Origin of the sequence: Pseudomonas sp. W2I6 (genome assembly GCF_030815935.1) — a bacterium.
GTDB lineage: Bacteria > Pseudomonadota > Gammaproteobacteria > Pseudomonadales > Pseudomonadaceae > Aquipseudomonas.
In genome coordinates, this window is sequence record NZ_JAUSXJ010000001.1 from 1,730,970 (window position 1) to 1,748,069 (window position 17,100).

Here is a 17,100-nt window from a genome sequence, read left to right on the forward strand (position 1 = left end):
TGTGGCACAATAGCGGATCAGATGCGTGCCAGGACTACGGATCACTCTTGTGAAAATGTTGGAATACCATAATATGGTGTTCGTATGGGGGGTGACCAGAGAGCTCCCCCGGTTTGGCGTCAAACAACTATAAGATCAGACAAACGCGAGTTCATTTCCATGCCCCAGATGTCCCGGCAAGATCCCCTGATCGAGAATCACACGGTCGATTACGTCCCCCTCGCGGAGCGCCATGGAAAGGCCCGCGACCTGTTCACCCTATGGTTCAGCACCAACATTGCACCGCTGCCCATCGTCACCGGCGCTATGGTGACTCAGGTGTTCCATCTCAACCTGGTGTGGGGGCTGCTGGCGATTGCCCTCGGGCACATGCTCGGCGGTATTGTCATTGCCCTCGCGTCGGCCCAGGGCCCGCGCATGGGCATCCCGCAGATGGTGCAGAGCCGGGGTCAGTTCGGGCGCTACGGAGCGCTGCTGATCGTTTTCTTCGCGGCCCTGATCTACATTGGCTTTTTCATCTCCAACATTGTGCTGGCGGGCAAGTCCATCGTCGGCATCGTGCCGTCGGTACCGGTGCCGGCCAGCATCCTGATCGGCGCGCTCAGCGCCACGGCCATTGGCGTGATCGGCTATCGCTTTATCCATACCCTGAACCGCATCGGCACCTGGGTGATGGGCAGCGCATTGCTGGCGGGTTTCCTCTACATTTTTTCCCACGACCTGCCGGCAGACTTCCTCACCCGTGGCGGCTTCAATCCGGCCGGCTGGCTGGCGACGGTGTCGTTGGGAGTGATCTGGCAGATCAGCTTCTCCCCCTATACCAGCGATTATTCGCGCTACCTGCCGGCTGATATCGGCATCACCCGACCCTTTGTCGCCACCTACCTGGGGGCCACTCTCGGCACCATTTTGTCGTTCTCCTTTGGCTTGGTCGCCGCCCTGGCGACACCCGAAGGCACTGAGGCGATGGTCGCGGTCAAGCAAGCCACCGGCTGGCTGGGGTCGATCCTGATGGTGCTGTTTCTGCTCAATATCATCAGCCACAACGCCCTGAATCTGTATGGTGCGGTGCTGTCGATCATCACCTCGATCCAGACCTTCGCCAGCCAGTGGACACCCGGCATCCAAGTGCGTGTGGTGCTGTCCAGCGTGGTGCTGGCCGGATGCTGCGTGGTGGCATTGGGCGCGTCGGCGGACTTCATCTCGCAATTTATCGGCCTGATCCTTGCGCTGCTATTGGTGCTGGTGCCGTGGGCGTCGATCAACCTGATCGATTTCTACATCATCAAGCGTGGCGCCTATGACATTGCGTCGATCTTTCAGGCGGACGGCGGGGTTTACGGACGCTTTAACCTGCATGCGATCGTGGCGTATTTCATCGGCATCATCGTGCAACTGCCCTTTGCCAATACGTCGCTGTACGTGGGGCCATGGGCCAATCTGGTAGAGGGCGCAGACCTGTCGTGGCTGGTGGGGTTGGTGGTGACGTGTCCGCTGTATTACTGCCTGGCGACGCGCGAGCATAGCCGGAAGATGAGGACGGTAAAGTTGGGCTATACCGACTGATCATCGAATGAACTGAAATGCCCGGCCAATGCCGGGCATTTTTTTATCTGCAGTTAAGGCCTGCCGATGCAGCCGTATCCTTGTAGCAAGCTGGCTTGATGATCAATGACATCCGGCCAGGTCCAATGTTAGCAGGCAAAAAAAGGCCGCCACAACCCGACGTTGTGGCGGCCCAAGGGTGACTCAATGGGCGCCGGCGGCCTTGTTCAGATCGCTTTCAGCCCATGCGGTATAGACGCAAGCATCCGCCGTGGCCCAGCGCACGCGCACCGGGTCGCCGGCCTTGAGTGGCATGCCCGCAGCAGACAACGCCTTGACTGTCATCGAGGTGCCGCCAAGGGTTTTCACGGTGCAGGTCTGGCTTTCGCCGAGGAACAGCACCTCGCCTACAATCGCTGACACCTCATTCCAACCCGCCGCCAATGCCTGCTCGGTAGCTTGCTCGACACTCAGCGCCAAGGCTTTTTCCGGGCGTACCATCAACAGCACCTCCTGCTCGGTTTGCAAGCCGCTGGTCAGGCGGATCGACAGCGATTGGCCTTCAAACGATGCCACCGCATTCCCCTGCGCCTTGAGCTTGAGGAAGTTGGAGTTGCCGAGGAACGAGGCTACAAACGCATTTGGCGGGTTCTGGTACAGGTCGAAGCCACTGCCCAGGCCGACAATCTTGCCGTGGCTGAAAATCGCGATGCGCTGGGACAGGCGCATGGCTTCTTCCTGGTCGTGGGTTACGTAGACGATGGTGATGCCCAGGCGCCGATGTAATTGGCGCAGTTCGTCCTGCAGGTCTTCACGCAGTTTTTTGTCGAGGGCGCCGAGGGGTTCGTCCATCAGCAGGATGCGCGGCTCGTACACCAGCGCCCGCGCGATGGCGACGCGTTGCTGCTGGCCGCCGGAGAGTTGCGAAGGGCGGCGATGGGCAAATTGCTCAAGCTGCACCAGCTTGAGCATGGCGTCGACGCGCTTCTCGCGCTCGGCGCTGGCCAGTTTGCGAATCGCCAGGGGGAAGGCGATGTTGTCGCGCACCGACAAATGCGGGAACAGCGAGTAACGTTGGAACACCATGCCGATGTCGCGTTTGTGCGGCGGCACATTGACCAGGGATTGGCCGCTCACCAGGATCTCGCCGCTGCTTGGCGTTTCAAAGCCTGCGAGCATCGACAGGGTGGTGCTTTTGCCAGAGCCGCTGGAGCCGAGGAAGGTCAGGAATTCGCCGTCCTTGATGTCCAGCGAGATGTTATCCACGGCGGCAAATTCACCGTAGTACTTGTTCAGGTTGCGCAAGCTGACCAGGGGGTGGCCATGGTTTTGCGCGGTATCTTGGATCACTGCACTCATGTCTTGCTCCTGGGCGCTCAAGCGCGGGTTTCTGTGCGCCGGCGAAGGGCGGCGGCGATGACCATGACGAGCACCGAGAGGCCGATCAGCAACGTCGAGGCGACGGCAATCACAGGCGTCAGGTCCTGGCGCAGGGTGGTCCACATTTTTACGGGAAGGGTTTGCAGGGTCGGGCTGGCCATCATCACGCTGAGCACCACTTCGTCCCATGAGACGAGAAAGGCGAACAACGCGCCGGCCACCATTCCCGGGCGAATCGCCGGGAATGTCACCTTGAATACGGCCTGCAGGCGCGATGCGCCGCAGATCACCGCCGCATCTTCAATCGATTGGTCGAACAGCTTCAGCGAGTTGATGATCGAGATAATGGTGAACGGCAGCGCGACAATCACATGGCTCACTACAAAGGCGAACATCGTGCCGGTATAGCCGAGCTTGAGGAACAGTGCGTACACCGCCACCGCGATGATCACCAACGGCACGATCATCGGCAGGGTGAACAGGCCGTAGAGCAACTCGCGGCCAGGAAATCGCCCACGCACCAGGGCAAATGCGGTGGGCAGGCCCAGCGCCACGGCGAACACGGTGGTCAGTACCGCAACCTTGAGGCTCGCTACCGCCGCGTTCATCCAGTCGGCATTGGAGAAGAACTGGCCGTACCATTTCAGCGTCCAGCCCGGTGGCGGGAACACCAGCCATTGGGACGAGCCGAACGACAGCAACACGATGAACACGATCGGCAACAGCAAGAACAGGCCAATCATGCCGGTGGTGGTGTAGAGGCCCAGGCGCATCCTGCGGCTCATGGCATTGGAAGTCAGGAGCATGACGGCTTACCTCGCGTTGCTGGCGCCAACCGGGGATTCCGGCTGAAGCTTCAGGTAGAAGTAGAACAGCACCAGCGTGATAAAGATCAGCAATGCGGCGCCGGCACTCGCCAGGCCCCAGTTGAGGAACGACTGCACTTGCTGGATGATGAACTCAGGCAGCATCATGTTCTGCGCGCCGCCGAGCAGCGCCGGGGTGACGTAGTAACCGAGGGACATCACAAACACCATCAAGCCGCCGGAAAACAACCCCGGTCGGCACAGCGGCAGGAACACCCGGAAGAAGTTGGTCCCAGGGCTGGCACCGCAGATGGAGCCGGCCTGCAGGATCATCGGGTCGATGGCCTGCATGGTTGCCTGCAATGGCAGCACAATGAACGGGATCATGATGTAGCTCATACCGATCACCACGCCGGTCAGGTTGTGCACCATCTCCAGCGGCTGGTCGATGATGCCCATCGCCATCAGTGCCTTGTTGATCACCCCGGAGGCTTGCAGCAATACCAGCCATGAATAGGTGCGGGCGAGCAGGCTGGTCCACATCGACAGCAGCACGATGTTCAGGATCCAGCGCCCCCAGCCGCGTGGTACCAGGGTAATCACCCAGGCCAGCGGGAAGCCCAGCAACAGGCTGAACAGGGTCACCAGGCCGGCCACCGAAAAGGTATTGAGCAGTACCCGGGCGTATGCCGAGTTAGCGAACAGTTGCTCATAGTTGCCAAGGCCCGGTACGGGCTCCAGTACGCCGCGCAGCAACAGGCCGATCAGCGGCGCGAGGAAGAACAGGCCGAGGAACAGCAGCGCCGGGATCAGGTTGCTCGACCCCCGCCAGCGCTGCGCCAGGGATGGCGCACCTGGTTTGCAGGAAACTGCGCCAGCAACGCCGAGGGCGCTCCCGGTCGGCGTGGTTGCCGTCATTTTCATTTGACTAGCCATTCATTCCACCGTGTCGCAATGGCCGGACCGTTCTTGGCCCAGTAGGCGAAATCGAGGGTGATCTGGTCCTTGGCATACGCCGTCGGCAGGTTGGGCGCGAGCACTGAGTCCAGGCGCTGCACACTGTCGATGTTCACCGGTGCATAAGCGGTCAGGTTAGAGAAGTCGGCCTGGCCCTTGGCGCTGCTGGCACTGGCCAGGAACTTCATCGCCGCGCCTTTGTTTTTGCTGCCTTTAGGCACGACCAGGATGTCCGCCATCACCAGATTCTGTTTCCAGCTTACGCCTACGGGTGCGCCATCTTCCTGCAGGGCATGAATGCGGCCGTTCCAGAACTGACCCATGCTGACTTCGCCCGAGGCCAGCAGTTGCTGGGACTGTGCGCCGCCGCCCCACCAGACGATGTCTTTCTTGATGGTGTCGAGTTTCTTGAAGGCGCGGTCCAGGTCCAGGGGGTAGAGCTTGTCGGCGGGAACGCCGTCAGCCAGCAGCGCCAGTTCGAGCACGCCAGGGCTTGGCCATTTGTAGAGGGCACGTTTGCCGGGGTAGGTTTTGGTGTCGAACAGCGCGGCCCAGTCCTGTGGCTTGCCAGCGCCGAGCTTGCCCTCGTTGTAGCCGAGTACGAAGGAGAAGAAAAACGAGCCGACGCCATGGTCGGAGACAAACCGCGGGTCGATCTTGTCGCGCTGGATCACCGAAAAATCCAGGGGTTCGAGCAGCCCTTCAGCGGCGGCGCGCAAGGCGAAGTCAGCCTCCACGTCTACCACGTCCCACTGCACGTTGCCGCTCTCGACCATGGCCTTGAGCTTGCCATAGTCGGTGGGACCGTCCTGCACCACAGTGATCCCGCTGGCCTTGCTGAAAGGATCGGCCCACGCCTGCTTTTGCGCATCCTGGGTGCTACCGCCCCAGCTCACGAAATTGACGCTTTCGGCCGCCAGGGCCGCGTGAGTGGCCGTGGCCAGCAAACCCGCGAACAGCATCGCGGTTGCACGTTTGTTCAACACCATTTTCACGCCCTCATTTGTTTTGTTATTGAGCGGGCCTGGTAATGCCCGCCTATCGGGAGCAGTAGGTCTCTCGAAGCCTCTATTGCGAAGCCTCAAAAGTCGACCGTACCAAGGCTTGTTACTGGCGCTATCCCTGGCATGCGCACTTGGCAAAAGTGCTCGGTCGATGGAATATCATATTATGGTATTCCAAGCTTTGTGCAAGCACTTTGCCTTACCGGTTATCCGTCATTCGGTGAACGGAATGCTTTCCACCACCTCCAGGTCGTAGCCTGTCAGCCCGGCGTATTTCAGCGGAGGGCCAAGGTGGCGCAGCTTGCAGACGCCAAGGTCCTGCAATATCTGCGCGCCGGTGCCGACTTCCGAATAGATCCGCGACTGCGAACGGCTGAACTGGCGCGGCGTCTGGGTCAACTGCGGGACGCGTTCGAGCAGGGCCTGGGAGGATTCATGATTGGCCAGCACCACCACCACGCCGCTGCCTTCTGCCGCGACGCGTTGCAGGGCGGCCCATAAGGTCCAGTTGGAGGGGCCGCTATACTCGGCGCCCACCAGGTCGCGCAGCGGGTCGATCACGTGCACGCGCACCAGGGCGGGCGTGTCGCGGTGTAACTGCCCCATGACCATCGCCATGTGCACGCCGCCATCAATGCGGTCCTCAAAGGTGATCAGGCGGAACGTGCCGTGCACTGTGGGCAGGTCGCGCTCGCCGATGCGCACTACGGTGCGCTCGGTACTGAGGCGGTAGTGGATCAGATCGGCGATGGTGCCGATCTTGATCCCATGCTTGTGCGCGAACACCTCAAGGTCAGGGCGACGTGCCATGGTGCCGTCATCGTTCATCACTTCGACGATCACCGAGGCTGGTGTGTGCCCGGCCAGGCGCGCCAGGTCGCAACCGGCTTCGGTGTGCCCGGCGCGCGTCAACACGCCGCCATCCTTGGCGCGCAACGGGAAAATATGCCCCGGTTGCACGATGTCGGCCGGCCCCGCATCGGCATTCACGGCCGCGGCCACCGTGCGCGCCCGGTCGGCGGCGGAGATGCCGGTGGTCACGCCGGTGGCGGCTTCGATGGACACGGTAAACGCGGTGCTGAACACGCTGCCATTGCTCGGCACCATCTGCTGCAGGCCGAGGCGCTGGCAGTGTTCGTCGGTGAGGGTCAGGCAAATCAGGCCACGCGCTTCCCGGGCCATGAAGCTGATAGTCTCGGCGGTGCAGCACACCGCGGGCAGCAACAGGTCGCCTTCGTTCTCCCGATCCTCGTCGTCCACCAGGAGCACCATTTTGCCTTGGCGGTAGTCTTCGATGATGTCTGCGATGTTGTTGAAAGACATGGTGGCTGCTCGATTTATTGGTTGTATGTATTATGGTATACCACAAAACCAAGCAAGAGGATGTCACGATGAAGGCTTACTGGATTGCCCATGTAAATGTGTCCGATGCAGAGCAGTACACGCAGTACACCCAGCGCGCGCCTGCGGCCTTCGCGAAGTTTGGCGGGCGCTTCCTGGCCAGGGGCGGGCGCAGCGCCGCGATGGAAGGCGGGCCTGCCAGGCAACGTAATGTGGTGATCGAGTTCGACAGCTACGAGCAGGCGCTGGCCTGTTATGAGTCTGCGGAGTATCAGGAGGCAAAGGCGCGTCGTGAAGGGGCGGGCGAGGCGCAGATCATCATCGTGGAAGGGCTGGTGCCTTAGGGGTATCAGGCATACACCACATTTTTGATCCGTGTCGGGTCTGACGATCAGCGGATGAAGTGAATCTTGCCGCTGTCGTCGTTACCGATGTAGATGCCATACACCCCAGCCTGGCGTTCCTCGATATAACGCTCGAGGATCTGCCGGATCGCCGGGTAGTAGATGCTGTCCCAGGGAATGTCCTCGGGCGCGAAGAACTTGTAGTCGAGGGTCTCCGGCCCGAACTGGCCGGTGATCTGCAGCGCGATGGCGCGGAAGATGATGTACACCTCGCTGATCTTCGGCACGCTGAAAATCGAGTAGGGCGAGAGGATCTCCGCGCGTACGCCGCTTTCTTCCCAGACTTCGCGTAGTGCGGCCTGTTCAGTGGTTTCGCCACCTTCCATGAAGCCGGCCGGCAGCGTCCAGGTGCCAGGACGCGGCGGGATGGCCCGCTGGCAAAGCAGATATTTGCCGTCCTGCTCGATGATGCAGCCGGCGATAATCTTCGGGTTGATGTAGTGGATGTAGCCGCAGCCCCGGCACATCAGGCGCTCATGGGTATCACCCGGTGGCAGCTGGTGACCGAGGTCACTGCTGCCACATGTCGGGCAAAAACTGGGGCTGGGCATGGTCAGTGACCTATGCGCGGTTCTTTGAGGGCGATGGGCAGTGTGATCTCGGGGATCTTGCCGGTCTCTTCCTGCTTGCGCTTGAGGTAATCCAGGGCCACGGCGGCGGCGGCGCGCACGTGGTCGACACAGGCCTGGTGGGCGGCGAGCGGGTCGCCGCTCTTGATCGCCTGGACCATACGCTCCATTTCCTGGTTGCTGGTACCGCGACGGTTTTCCTGGGATACCGAGGTCGCGCGCAAGTAGCTGATACGTGCCTGCAACTGACGCAGTTGGGTGGCCGCCACGTGGTTGCCGGAGCCTTCGAGCAACACGTCGTAGAATCCTTGTACCGAATCAATGACCTGTTGCAGCTCACCGTCCTTGAGGGCCTTGCGGTTTTCCTCGAGGGCTTTTTCCAGTGCCTTGATGTCCTTGGCCTTGGCGCGCAGGGTGAACAACTGCACGATCAAGCCTTCGAGCACGCAACGCAGTTCATAGATGTCGACGGCATCGGCCAGGGTGATGATCGCCACTTGCGGGCCCTTGGCATCGGCGAACTCCACCAGGCCTTCGGACTCCAGGTGGCGCAAGGCTTCGCGCACCGAGGTGCGGCTGACGCCGAGGCGGTCGCAAAGGTCGCGTTCCACCAGGCGGTCACCCGGCAGCAGTTGGAAGTTCATGATGGCGCTGCGCAGTTTTGCCAGCACGATTTCGCGCAGGGTGACCGGGTTGTGATTGACCTTGAAGCTGTCGTCGAGTGGCAGGCGTTTCATGGGGGCTGCTCTGAATGTTGCGGTTAACTGGAGGCCTCGGCGTCGGTTTCGGCGAAGGCTTCACGGGCCAGTCGGAAACTGTCCACGGCGGCGGGAACCCCGCAATAAATGCCGACCTGAAGCAGAATTTCGCGTATTTGTTCACGACTCAGCCCGTTACGCAAGGCGCCGCGCACGTGCAGCTTGAGTTCATGGGGCCGATTGAGGGCCGAAATCATCGCCAAGTTTATCATGCTGCGTTCTTTAAGCGACAAACCCTCACGGCCCCACACATGGCCCCAGCAGTATTCGGTGACCATCTCCTGCAGGGGGCGAGTGAAGTCGTCGGCGTTCTCGATCGAACGTTGCACATAGGCTTCGCCCAGCACTTGCGTACGGATTTTCAGGCCCTGTTGGTACTTGTCGTCGCTCATCAATCAGCTCCTCAGGCCAGGGTGGGCAGCGGGCCCAGCTTGCCCTTGTGGTAGATCATCGGTGTGACCGGTTGCTCGGGCAGGATCAGGTTTTTCACCGCTCCGACGATGATCGCGTGATCGCCACCGTCGTATTCGCGCCACAACTCGCACTCGATGATCGCCGTGGCCTTGGCCAGCAGCGGATTGCCCAGTTCGCTCAAGTGCCACTCGATGCCCTTGGCCTTTTCCTTGCCCTTGCTGGCAAAGGCATAGGCTTCGGCGGTCTGGTCGGCGGACAGCAAATGAATCGCAAAGCGCTTGCTGTCGCGCAGGATCGGATAGGTGTCCGATGCATAGTTGGGGCAGAACAGGACCAGTGCCGGGTCGATCGACAGCGCACTGAATGCGCTGGCGGTGATGCCGACGATGCCGCCATCCGGGTCGAGGGTAGTGACGACCGTCACCCCGGACGGGAATGAACTCATGACGTCTTTGTAAATGCCGGGTTCGATCATGGTCGGGGTCTCTTAACGCATCACAAAAGGATCAGGCATGGGCGCCTGGGAAAGGTTGATCCACACCGTCTTCAGCTCGGTGTAAGCCAGTACCGAATCGATGCCACTTTCACGTCCATAGCCGCTGTTCTTGAAGCCGCCAATGGGCGCCATGGCCGAGACGGCGCGGTAGGTGTTGATCCAGATAATCCCCGAACGCACGTCGCGGGCCAGGCGGTGGGCACGACCGAGGTCGCGGGTCCAGATGCCGGCGGCGAGGCCGAACTGAGAGTCGTTGGCGATGGCCAGGGCTTCGGCTTCGTCCTTGAAACGGATGACCGAGGCCACCGGGCCGAACACTTCTTCCTGCATGATCTTCATCGAGTTGCGGTCGCACTCGAACAGGGTCGGCTCATAGAACCAGCCTTCGCCCAGGTTCTGCGGACGCTTGCCACCGGTACGCAGGCGCGCACCTTCAGCGATGGCATCCGCCACCAGGCCTTCGACCACGGCCAGTTGCTGTGCGGTGGCCATGGGGCCCATTTCACTGGCGTCGTCCTGCGGGTTGCCGATGCGAATGCGTTTGGCGCGCTCTACCAGGCGCTCGACGAATTCGTCGTAGATTTCATCCTGCACCAGCAGGCGCGAGCCAGACACACAGCTTTGCCCCGACGCCGCGTATATCCCGGCAATCGCACCATTGATGGCGCTGTCGAGGTCGGCATCGGCAAAGATGATGTTCGGTGACTTGCCGCCCAGTTCCAGCGACAGCTTGGCGAAGTTCTCGGCGCTGCTGCGTACTACGTGCCGCGCCGTGGCTGCGCCGCCGGTAAAGGCGATCTTGCGCACCAAAGGGTGGCGGGTGAGGGCGGCGCCGGTGCTTGGGCCGTAGCCAGTCACCACATTGACCACGCCCGGCGGAATGCCAGCCTCCAGGGCCAGGCGCGCCAGTTCGAGGATGGTCGCCGAGGCGTGCTCCGACGGTTTGATCACGATGGTATTACCCGCTGCCAGGGCCGGCGCGAGTTTGATCGCGGTCAAGTACAGCGGGCTGTTCCATGGAATGATCGCGGCCACCACGCCCATGGCTTCGTGCACGGTGTAGGCGAAGAGGTCCGGCTTGTCCAGCGGCAGGGTGCCGCCCTCAAGCTTGTCGGCCAGGCCTGCCGTGTAATGGAAGAACTCCGGCAGGTAACTGACCTGACCGCGTGTCTCGCGGATCAGCTTGCCATTGTCGCGGCTTTCGAGCTGTGCCAGTTGTTCCTTGTTTTCGGCAATCAAATCTCCCAGGCGGCGCAGCAGTTTGCCCCGCGCGGTAGCGGTGAGGCCACGCCAGGCCGGGCTGTCGAAGGCGCTTTGCGCGGCCTGCACGGCGCGCTCCACATCCGTCTCGTCGGCGTCGGGCAGTTGCGCCCAGGGTTCGGCCAGGGCCGGGTTGAGGCTGTCGAAAGTCTTGCCGGACAGGGCATCGACCCATTCACCGCCGATGCACATCTGGAAGCGTGCGAGTGTCATGCAACGATCCCCTTTATTGGATTTTTTTGGGTGTACACCGTGTCAAGAAAGCCCAGCAGCAGTTGGTTGACCAGCCGCGGCGATTCCACTGGCATCATATGCCGTTGCTCGGCCAGCACTGCAACCGTCGCACCGGGAATGCGATCGGCCAGTTGCCGGGCCATCTCCGGGGTCGAGCCCGGGTCGAGTTCACCGGTGGCGACCAGGGTCGGCGCGCGCAAACCCTTGAGGTCGTCGGCGCGGTACATGTCCTGGGTCGCGAACAGCTCGTACGTGGTGAGGTAGCCCTGGGGGTCGTTGCCCGCCAGGGTTTCACGCAGCGCAGCGATCTGCGCCGGGTTGGCTGCCTGGTACTCGCGGCTGAACCAGCGTGACAGCGCGGCTTCGGCATTCGCATCCGGGCCATGCTCGGCGGCCTGGGCAGTGCGTGCGATCACCCCGGCACGCTGTTCGGCGCTGCGGTTGAACACACTGTTGAGCACCACCAGGCCTTGCAGGCGTTCGGGGTAATGCAAGGCAAACGCCCGCGCAACCAGGCCGCCCATGGAAAACCCGATCACCGTTGCCTGAGGCAGTTGCAGGTGGTCGAGCAGTTCCAGCAACTGGTCGGCATACCCCAGCAGCGGGGTGCCGGCAGCCGGGCGTGGGCTGGCGCCATGGCCCAGCATGTCATAGGTGATCACGCGATAATTCGTGGCCAGGCCAACGACTTGCCCGCCCCACATTTCTTTATTCAGGCCCACGCCGTGGATCAAAACCACAGGCTGGCCTTGGCCGGTCGCCAGATAACTGGTGCCAGCCGGGGTGCGATCAGCGGTGAGCTGAATCATGGAGCGCTCCTGCATGTTTTTTGTTTGGGTGACCGGTCTTGCTTACTGGGCTTTCTCGGCTGCCAGCTCTTCCAGGTCGATGTAACGGTTGCCGATGCGTGGGTGCAGGCGGCCGCCGTCGGCGCACCCAAGGACCACCACGATCTCGTCGGCACGCGGGGAATCTTCTATCTGCATTTCCAAGGTGATGTAGTGCGAGCGCAGCCCTTCGTCATCCTTGTGCATCATCGGGATTTGAATCGATGTGCCCGGGCCACCGCGCTTGTTGGTAAAACTCAGGTAGCTCTTGGCCTTGACCGCTTCGCGGTAGTGGTTGCCAAAGCGCAGGGTATGGATGATTGCCGAGGCGTGTTCGATTTCACCGTCGGCACCGACCACGGCGGCCTTGCCATAGGCTTCGATGTTGTCTGCACCACCGATAATGCCAATCAGGCGCTCCACCATCAGTGCGCCGAGATCCGAGCAGTTGGCACGGATTTCCGGTTTCAGGTCTTCGACAAAACCGCGACCCAGCCACGGGTTTTTCAGGACGACAGCCAGGCCCACCATAGTCACTGGCGTGTCGGAGGCCTTGCCGCCTTCAATAAAGGTTTCTTCTACATAGCTGACGATCTTGCGGATTTCAAAACTCATGACTGCTCCACCTGGGTGCTGATTGGTTTGTGTATGATGGTATACCATAATACCGCAAGCGCAAGAGCTGCAAGCAAACTGAAGATGGGTTCGCGCGATAAAAGGTCGAGCGGATGGCTTTTTCTGGTCTTGAGATCCCAGTGGCTCTTATGCAGGGCGGGGCCCCAGGACGGCTTTCAATCCCAAGAACAGGTCTATCAGGGGATAACGTTGCAGCTATTAGAGTTTTCTGCGAACGAGGCTAATCTTTGAAAACGTCACTAAAAGGTGTGCCAAGCATGTCAACTGAATCGAAATGCCCTTTCAACCACGCTGCGGGTGGCGGCACCACGAACCGAGACTGGTGGCCCCAGCAACTGAACCTGAAGATCCTGCATCAGCATTCCTCCCTCAGCGACCCCATGGGTGAGGGCTTCGATTACGCCAAGGCGTTCAAGAGCCTTGACTTCGAAGCGGTCAAGCAGGATTTGCGCGATGTCATGACGCAATCCCAGGACTGGTGGCCTGCGGACTTTGGCCATTACGGCCCGCTGTTCATTCGCATGGCCTGGCACAGCGCCGGGACCTACCGTACCGCCGACGGTCGCGGCGGTGCCGGTTCCGGTCAGCAGCGCTTTGCACCGCTCAACAGCTGGCCTGACAACGTCAGCCTGGATAAGGCCCGTCGCCTGATCTGGCCGGTCAAGCAAAAGTACGGCCGGCGGATTTCCTGGGCCGATTTGATCGTACTCACCGGTAACGTTGCGCTGGAATCCATGGGGTTCAAGACCTTCGGGTTCTCCGGCGGTCGCCCGGATGTCTGGGAGCCGGACGAGGACGTTTACTGGGGCGCCGAGACCACGTGGCTGGGGGGAGAAGAGCGTTACGGCGTGCAAAAGAAAATGCAGCAGCCGGGTGATGGTCCGTTGGTGGCTGAGCCGCAGAACCATGGCAACGAAGAAAGCCGCACCGGGGGCGGTGAGCGCAACCTGGAAAATCCCCTCGCCGCTGTGCAGATGGGCTTGATCTACGTGAACCCGGAAGGGCCTGAAGGTGTTCCGGATCCGGTCGCCTCGGCGAAGGATATCCGTGAAACCTTCGGTCGCATGGCGATGAATGATGAAGAGACCGTAGCCCTGATCGCCGGCGGTCACGCCTTCGGCAAGACCCACGGCGCAGGTCCGGCGGATAACGTCGGCCCGGAACCGGAAGCGGCTGGCCTGGAAGAGCAGGGGCTGGGCTGGAAAAACAGCTTCGGCAGCGGCAAGGGCGGTGACACCATCACCAGCGGGCTGGAGGTGACATGGACTTCGACGCCGACAAGATGGAGCAATGAGTACCTCGAAAACCTCTTCGGCTTTGAATGGGAACTGACCAGGAGCCCGGCGGGCGCCCATCAGTGGACACCGAAGAACGGTGCCGGGGCCGGCAAGGTTCCGGATGCCCATGACGCCGGCAGGCGGCATGCGCCGAGCATGCTGACCTCGGACCTGGCGCTGCGTTTCGATCCGGCGTACGAACAGATCTCCCGACGTTTCCTGGCCAACCCGGACCAACTGGCAGACGCCTTTGCCCGTGCCTGGTTCAAGCTTACCCACCGCGACATGGGTCCGCTTGCGCGTTATCTCGGCCCGGAAACCCCCGCGGAAGAGTTGCTGTGGCAGGACCCGATTCCTGCGGTCGATCATCCACTGGTGGATGAGCAGGATGTGGCGGCGCTCAAGCAGAAGATTCTCGCCGCGGGGCTGACGGTCGCGCAGCTGGTTTCGACGGCATGGGCAGCGGCGTCCACCTTCCGCGGCTCCGATAAACGCGGGGGAGCCAATGGCGGGCGGCTGCGCCTGGCTCCGCAGAAGGACTGGGCGCTCAACCAGCCTGAGCAACTGTCGGGCGTACTGAAGCGTCTCGAAGCTATTCAGGGCGACTTCAATACCGCACAGACGGGAGGCAAAAAGATTTCCCTGGCCGATCTGATCGTGCTGGCGGGCAGTGTGGGGGTTGAGCTGGCGGCCAAAAATGCCGGCCGCCAGACCACGGTGCCTTTCACGGCAGGGCGCACGGATGCTTCCCAGGAGCAGACGGATGTCGAGTCGTTCGGTTTCCTTGAACCGGTCGCCGATGGCTTTCGCAACTACCAGAAGGGGCACTACAAGGTGTCTGCCGAAGCGTTGCTGATCGACAAGGCGCAACTGCTGACATTGACCGCACCCGAAATGACGGTGCTGTTGGGCGGACTGCGGGTCTTGGGTCTAAATGTCGGGGAAAGCAAGCACGGGGTGTTCACCGAGCGCCCGGGAACCCTGACCAATGACTTCTTCAGGAACCTGCTGGACATGGGCGTTGAATGGAAGCCAGTCACCGGCACCCACGATACCTTTGAGGCGCATGACCGCAAGACCGGTGCCGTCAAGTGGACGGGCACCCGGGTCGACCTGGTGTTCGGTTCGCATGCCCAGTTGAGGGCGCTGTCCGAGGTCTATGGCAGTGCCGACGCCGAGGAAAAGTTCGTCGAGGACTTCGTGGCGGCCTGGACCAAGGTGATGAATCTGGATCGCTTTGAACTGGCCTGACACTGGCGCCTGACGTTTACAGGCCCACGCTGTGGGCCTGTTCGCTAGCGGCCTGGGCTTATCCAGGTTTCCAGGTCCGTTGCGGTCATGGGCTTTGCTATCAGGTAGCCCTGCGCTTCGGAACATCCCCACTGTATCAAGAGGTCGAGGATTTCCTGGTTTTCTACGCCTTCGGCAACGACTCGGTAGCCGAGCCCTTTCGCCAGGCCTATCAGGGTTTTAACCAACTGCTTGTCATTTTGATTGCTGCCCAGCCCGCTGATCAATGATTGATCCAGCTTGACGGTAGTGGCCGGCAGTTCCTTCAGGTACGCCCAGTTGCTGTAGCCCGTGCCGAAATCATCAACCGCGACCTCTATGCCAATCTGCCGAACGCGCTGCAGTTGCCGGATGACTTCCTCAGGGTTGGTCATCAACATGCTTTCGGTAAACTCAAGTTCAAAGTCGGCAGGGTCAAGGTCATGCCGGTGAAGCTCATGAATCATCGCGTCCACGAACTCGGAGCTTTCCAGATCGCTGACGGTAATGTTCATCGCTATTCGCAGGCGCACGCCTTGTGCTTTCCAGGCTGCGGCTTGCCGGATGATTGCGTTGAGCACCCATAATCCAACGGACGGTATCAACGCGGTTTTTTCGGCCAGGGGGATGAACTCGGCAGGGCTGATGGGGCCAAGCAACGGATGGGTCCAGCGTAGCAATGCCTCTACCGAATCACAGCTTCCCGAGGGCAGTTTGACTTTGGGCTGATACACCAGGCTGAACTGTTTGTCGCAGCTGACCGCTTCCGGCAATGAACTCAACAGCATGAACGCGCGTTGTTGAGCCGCATCAAACTGGGGTTCATAAAGAGACCAGCCCAGCTTGCGGTCACGCGCCTCATCTGCCGCACTCACCAGCAGGCGCAGCCAGTCTTGCTGGCCGGAGTGGTGAATGGGCAGCACGCCAATCCCGACTTGCATGAGGATGGGGATGCCGTGGCATTCAACAGGCTTTTTGAAGTCCTTGAGAATACTTTCGCAGATGTGCTCGGTGGTTTGATTCTCCTCAAGGATGAAGCCAAACCGCGTCGGGCTGATTTTGTAAAGCAGGCACTGCGCGGGTAACAGGTTTTGCAGGCGAGATTTGATCGCCAGAACCAGGTCTCCGGCAAAGCTGTAGCCCAGGGCCTTTACAATATCGTTGAGAAACTTTGGCGAGATAATGTCAACTGCGTACACATGGCACGCGTTTTCAAGCTTAAGCGCTTGACGTATATCTTCCTCAAGCCTGAGTCGATTGAATAGCCCCGTGGGTTGGTCTACGAAGTTGCGGGACCGCATGCCCTGTATGCGCATCATGACCAGCTCGGCAAAGTCGTTGAGCATTGCACTGTCACGCTCGCTCATGGGAGGGCGGGGGACAGTATCAATGATGCAGAGACTTCCCAGGGTAAAGCCATCCTCCGTGATCAATGGCGCGCCCGCGTAATAACGAATATGCGGCGGCCCCGTGACCAGGGGATTGTCTTTGAAGCGGGCATCCAGCGTTGCGTCCGACACCTCCAGCAGGGCGTTGTCCAGGGTAGAGTAGGCGCAAAAAGACACTTCTCGCGGTGTCTGCGTTTCTGTAATTCCCACCCGTGCCCTGAACCATTGCCGGTGTTTATCGACAATTGAAATCAGTGCGATGGGGGCGTTGTAATAGGCAGACGCCATCTCGACGATCTTTTCAAATACATCATCACTATCGCTGTCGGTTGGACAAAATTTCGCGACCTCTTTTAGCCGTTCAATTTCATTCGGCGGAATAGGAGCGCCTTCGCCCATGACAATCCTCAAAGTGGTTATGTTCGTACAACAAGGTATCAGACAGTGCCATCATTATGATGTTGTTTTTCTATTCATCAGATAGCTCAAGGGTATGGCGTCCGGGTGATCTCTTCCTGCGTATCTCCCTAATTCT

At 60.5% G+C, this 17,100-nt stretch carries 16 protein-coding genes; 3 read left to right on the plus strand and 13 right to left on the minus strand.

The annotated features are described in order from the left end of the window. Nucleotides 1-159: 159 nt before the first annotated feature. Complete coding sequence (locus QF039_RS08225; protein ID WP_307517353.1) at nt 160-1,566, plus strand: cytosine permease; 1,407 nt, start codon at nt 160-162, stop codon at nt 1,564-1,566. Between the two features lie 183 nt (nt 1,567-1,749). Here QF039_RS08225 and QF039_RS08230 read toward each other — a convergent pair whose 3' ends face one another. From QF039_RS08230 to ribBA, 5 genes are all read right to left on the minus strand, one after another. Beyond that, complete coding sequence (locus tag QF039_RS08230) at nt 1,750-2,904, minus strand: ABC transporter ATP-binding protein (RefSeq protein ID WP_307517355.1); 1,155 nt, start codon at nt 2,902-2,904, stop codon at nt 1,750-1,752. Between the two features lie 17 nt (nt 2,905-2,921). Further along, nucleotides 2,922-3,731, minus strand: coding sequence for an ABC transporter permease (locus QF039_RS08235; protein WP_087694306.1), 810 nt, complete (start codon nt 3,729-3,731; stop codon nt 2,922-2,924). A 6-nt stretch (nt 3,732-3,737) separates the two neighbouring features. After that, entirely contained in the window at nt 3,738-4,655 is a 918-nt protein-coding gene (locus QF039_RS08240) for an ABC transporter permease (protein WP_177046321.1), read from the minus strand. Then, nucleotides 4,652-5,677 (minus strand): ABC transporter substrate-binding protein, encoded by a 1,026-nt coding sequence (locus tag QF039_RS08245; RefSeq protein ID WP_087694314.1) that lies wholly within the window; start codon nt 5,675-5,677, stop codon nt 4,652-4,654. Before QF039_RS08245 ends, QF039_RS08240 begins: the two co-directional genes overlap by 4 nt. A 228-nt stretch (nt 5,678-5,905) precedes the next feature. Next, the gene (gene ribBA / locus QF039_RS08250) at nt 5,906-7,015 is read right to left on the minus strand and encodes a bifunctional 3,4-dihydroxy-2-butanone-4-phosphate synthase/GTP cyclohydrolase II (RefSeq protein ID WP_087694304.1); all 1,110 of its coding nucleotides are present in this window, start codon (nt 7,013-7,015) and stop codon (nt 5,906-5,908) included. Between the two features lie 68 nt (nt 7,016-7,083). On the opposite strand from ribBA, the gene QF039_RS08255 reads away from it, so the two are divergent. Then, the gene (locus QF039_RS08255) at nt 7,084-7,377 is read left to right on the plus strand and encodes a DUF1330 domain-containing protein (protein WP_087694313.1); all 294 of its coding nucleotides are present in this window, start codon (nt 7,084-7,086) and stop codon (nt 7,375-7,377) included. Nucleotides 7,378-7,424: 47 nt separating this feature from the next. Here the strand turns inward: QF039_RS08255 and QF039_RS08260 are convergent, their stop codons facing one another. From QF039_RS08260 to QF039_RS08290, 7 genes are read right to left on the minus strand one after another with little or no spacing between them, the layout of a single operon-like run. Next, nucleotides 7,425-7,988: an NUDIX hydrolase gene (locus QF039_RS08260; RefSeq protein WP_087694303.1), complete on the minus strand. Its 564-nt coding sequence runs from the start codon at nt 7,986-7,988 to the stop codon at nt 7,425-7,427. A 2-nt stretch (nt 7,989-7,990) separates the two neighbouring features. After that, a complete protein-coding gene (locus QF039_RS08265) occupies nt 7,991-8,743 on the minus strand; it encodes a GntR family transcriptional regulator (protein ID WP_087694302.1) in 753 nt (250 codons plus the stop codon). A gap of 23 nt (nt 8,744-8,766) precedes the next feature. Next, complete coding sequence (locus tag QF039_RS08270; protein WP_177046323.1) at nt 8,767-9,156, minus strand: carboxymuconolactone decarboxylase family protein; 390 nt, start codon at nt 9,154-9,156, stop codon at nt 8,767-8,769. Nucleotides 9,157-9,167: 11 nt separating this feature from the next. Continuing rightward, a complete protein-coding gene (locus QF039_RS08275) occupies nt 9,168-9,653 on the minus strand; it encodes a flavin reductase family protein (protein ID WP_010567340.1) in 486 nt (161 codons plus the stop codon). Nucleotides 9,654-9,665: 12 nt separating this feature from the next. Then, complete coding sequence (locus tag QF039_RS08280; RefSeq protein WP_307517363.1) at nt 9,666-11,147, minus strand: aldehyde dehydrogenase; 1,482 nt, start codon at nt 11,145-11,147, stop codon at nt 9,666-9,668. After that, nucleotides 11,144-11,977 carry an alpha/beta fold hydrolase gene (locus QF039_RS08285; RefSeq protein ID WP_102368700.1) on the minus strand — a complete coding sequence of 278 codons (834 nt, stop codon included), beginning with the start codon at nt 11,975-11,977 and terminating at the stop codon, nt 11,144-11,146. Before QF039_RS08285 ends, QF039_RS08280 begins: the two co-directional genes overlap by 4 nt. Nucleotides 11,978-12,019: 42 nt before the next feature. Further along, nucleotides 12,020-12,610, minus strand: coding sequence for an amino acid synthesis family protein (locus tag QF039_RS08290; protein ID WP_087694298.1), 591 nt, complete (start codon nt 12,608-12,610; stop codon nt 12,020-12,022). A 278-nt stretch (nt 12,611-12,888) separates the two neighbouring features. Here QF039_RS08290 and katG point away from each other — a divergent pair, with 278 nt between their 5' ends. After that, nucleotides 12,889-15,159, plus strand: coding sequence for a catalase/peroxidase HPI (gene katG / locus QF039_RS08295; RefSeq protein ID WP_307517368.1), 2,271 nt, complete (start codon nt 12,889-12,891; stop codon nt 15,157-15,159). Between the two features lie 44 nt (nt 15,160-15,203). Here katG and QF039_RS08300 read toward each other — a convergent pair whose 3' ends face one another. Next, nucleotides 15,204-16,964: an EAL domain-containing protein gene (locus QF039_RS08300; protein WP_008436073.1), complete on the minus strand. Its 1,761-nt coding sequence runs from the start codon at nt 16,962-16,964 to the stop codon at nt 15,204-15,206. Nucleotides 16,965-17,100: the final 136 nt, after the last annotated feature.

Excerpts from the sequence above, each read along its gene's own strand:
- QF039_RS08225 (WP_307517353.1), top strand. The coding sequence starts at position 160 with ATGCCCCAGATGTCCCGGCAAGATCCCCTGATCGAGAATCACACGGTC.
- QF039_RS08230 (WP_307517355.1), bottom strand. The coding sequence starts at position 2,904 with ATGAGTGCAGTGATCCAAGATACCGCGCAAAACCATGGCCACCCCCTG.
- QF039_RS08235 (WP_087694306.1), bottom strand. The coding sequence starts at position 3,731 with ATGCTCCTGACTTCCAATGCCATGAGCCGCAGGATGCGCCTGGGCCTC.
- QF039_RS08240 (WP_177046321.1), bottom strand. The coding sequence starts at position 4,655 with ATGAAAATGACGGCAACCACGCCGACCGGGAGCGCCCTCGGCGTTGCT.
- QF039_RS08245 (WP_087694314.1), bottom strand. The coding sequence starts at position 5,677 with ATGGTGTTGAACAAACGTGCAACCGCGATGCTGTTCGCGGGTTTGCTG.
- ribBA (WP_087694304.1), bottom strand. The coding sequence starts at position 7,015 with ATGTCTTTCAACAACATCGCAGACATCATCGAAGACTACCGCCAAGGC.
- QF039_RS08255 (WP_087694313.1), top strand. The coding sequence starts at position 7,084 with ATGAAGGCTTACTGGATTGCCCATGTAAATGTGTCCGATGCAGAGCAG.
- QF039_RS08260 (WP_087694303.1), bottom strand. The coding sequence starts at position 7,988 with ATGCCCAGCCCCAGTTTTTGCCCGACATGTGGCAGCAGTGACCTCGGT.
- QF039_RS08265 (WP_087694302.1), bottom strand. The coding sequence starts at position 8,743 with ATGAAACGCCTGCCACTCGACGACAGCTTCAAGGTCAATCACAACCCG.
- QF039_RS08270 (WP_177046323.1), bottom strand. The coding sequence starts at position 9,156 with ATGAGCGACGACAAGTACCAACAGGGCCTGAAAATCCGTACGCAAGTG.
- QF039_RS08275 (WP_010567340.1), bottom strand. The coding sequence starts at position 9,653 with ATGATCGAACCCGGCATTTACAAAGACGTCATGAGTTCATTCCCGTCC.
- QF039_RS08280 (WP_307517363.1), bottom strand. The coding sequence starts at position 11,147 with ATGACACTCGCACGCTTCCAGATGTGCATCGGCGGTGAATGGGTCGAT.
- QF039_RS08285 (WP_102368700.1), bottom strand. The coding sequence starts at position 11,977 with ATGATTCAGCTCACCGCTGATCGCACCCCGGCTGGCACCAGTTATCTG.
- QF039_RS08290 (WP_087694298.1), bottom strand. The coding sequence starts at position 12,610 with ATGAGTTTTGAAATCCGCAAGATCGTCAGCTATGTAGAAGAAACCTTT.
- katG (WP_307517368.1), top strand. The coding sequence starts at position 12,889 with ATGTCAACTGAATCGAAATGCCCTTTCAACCACGCTGCGGGTGGCGGC.
- QF039_RS08300 (WP_008436073.1), bottom strand. The coding sequence starts at position 16,964 with ATGGGCGAAGGCGCTCCTATTCCGCCGAATGAAATTGAACGGCTAAAA.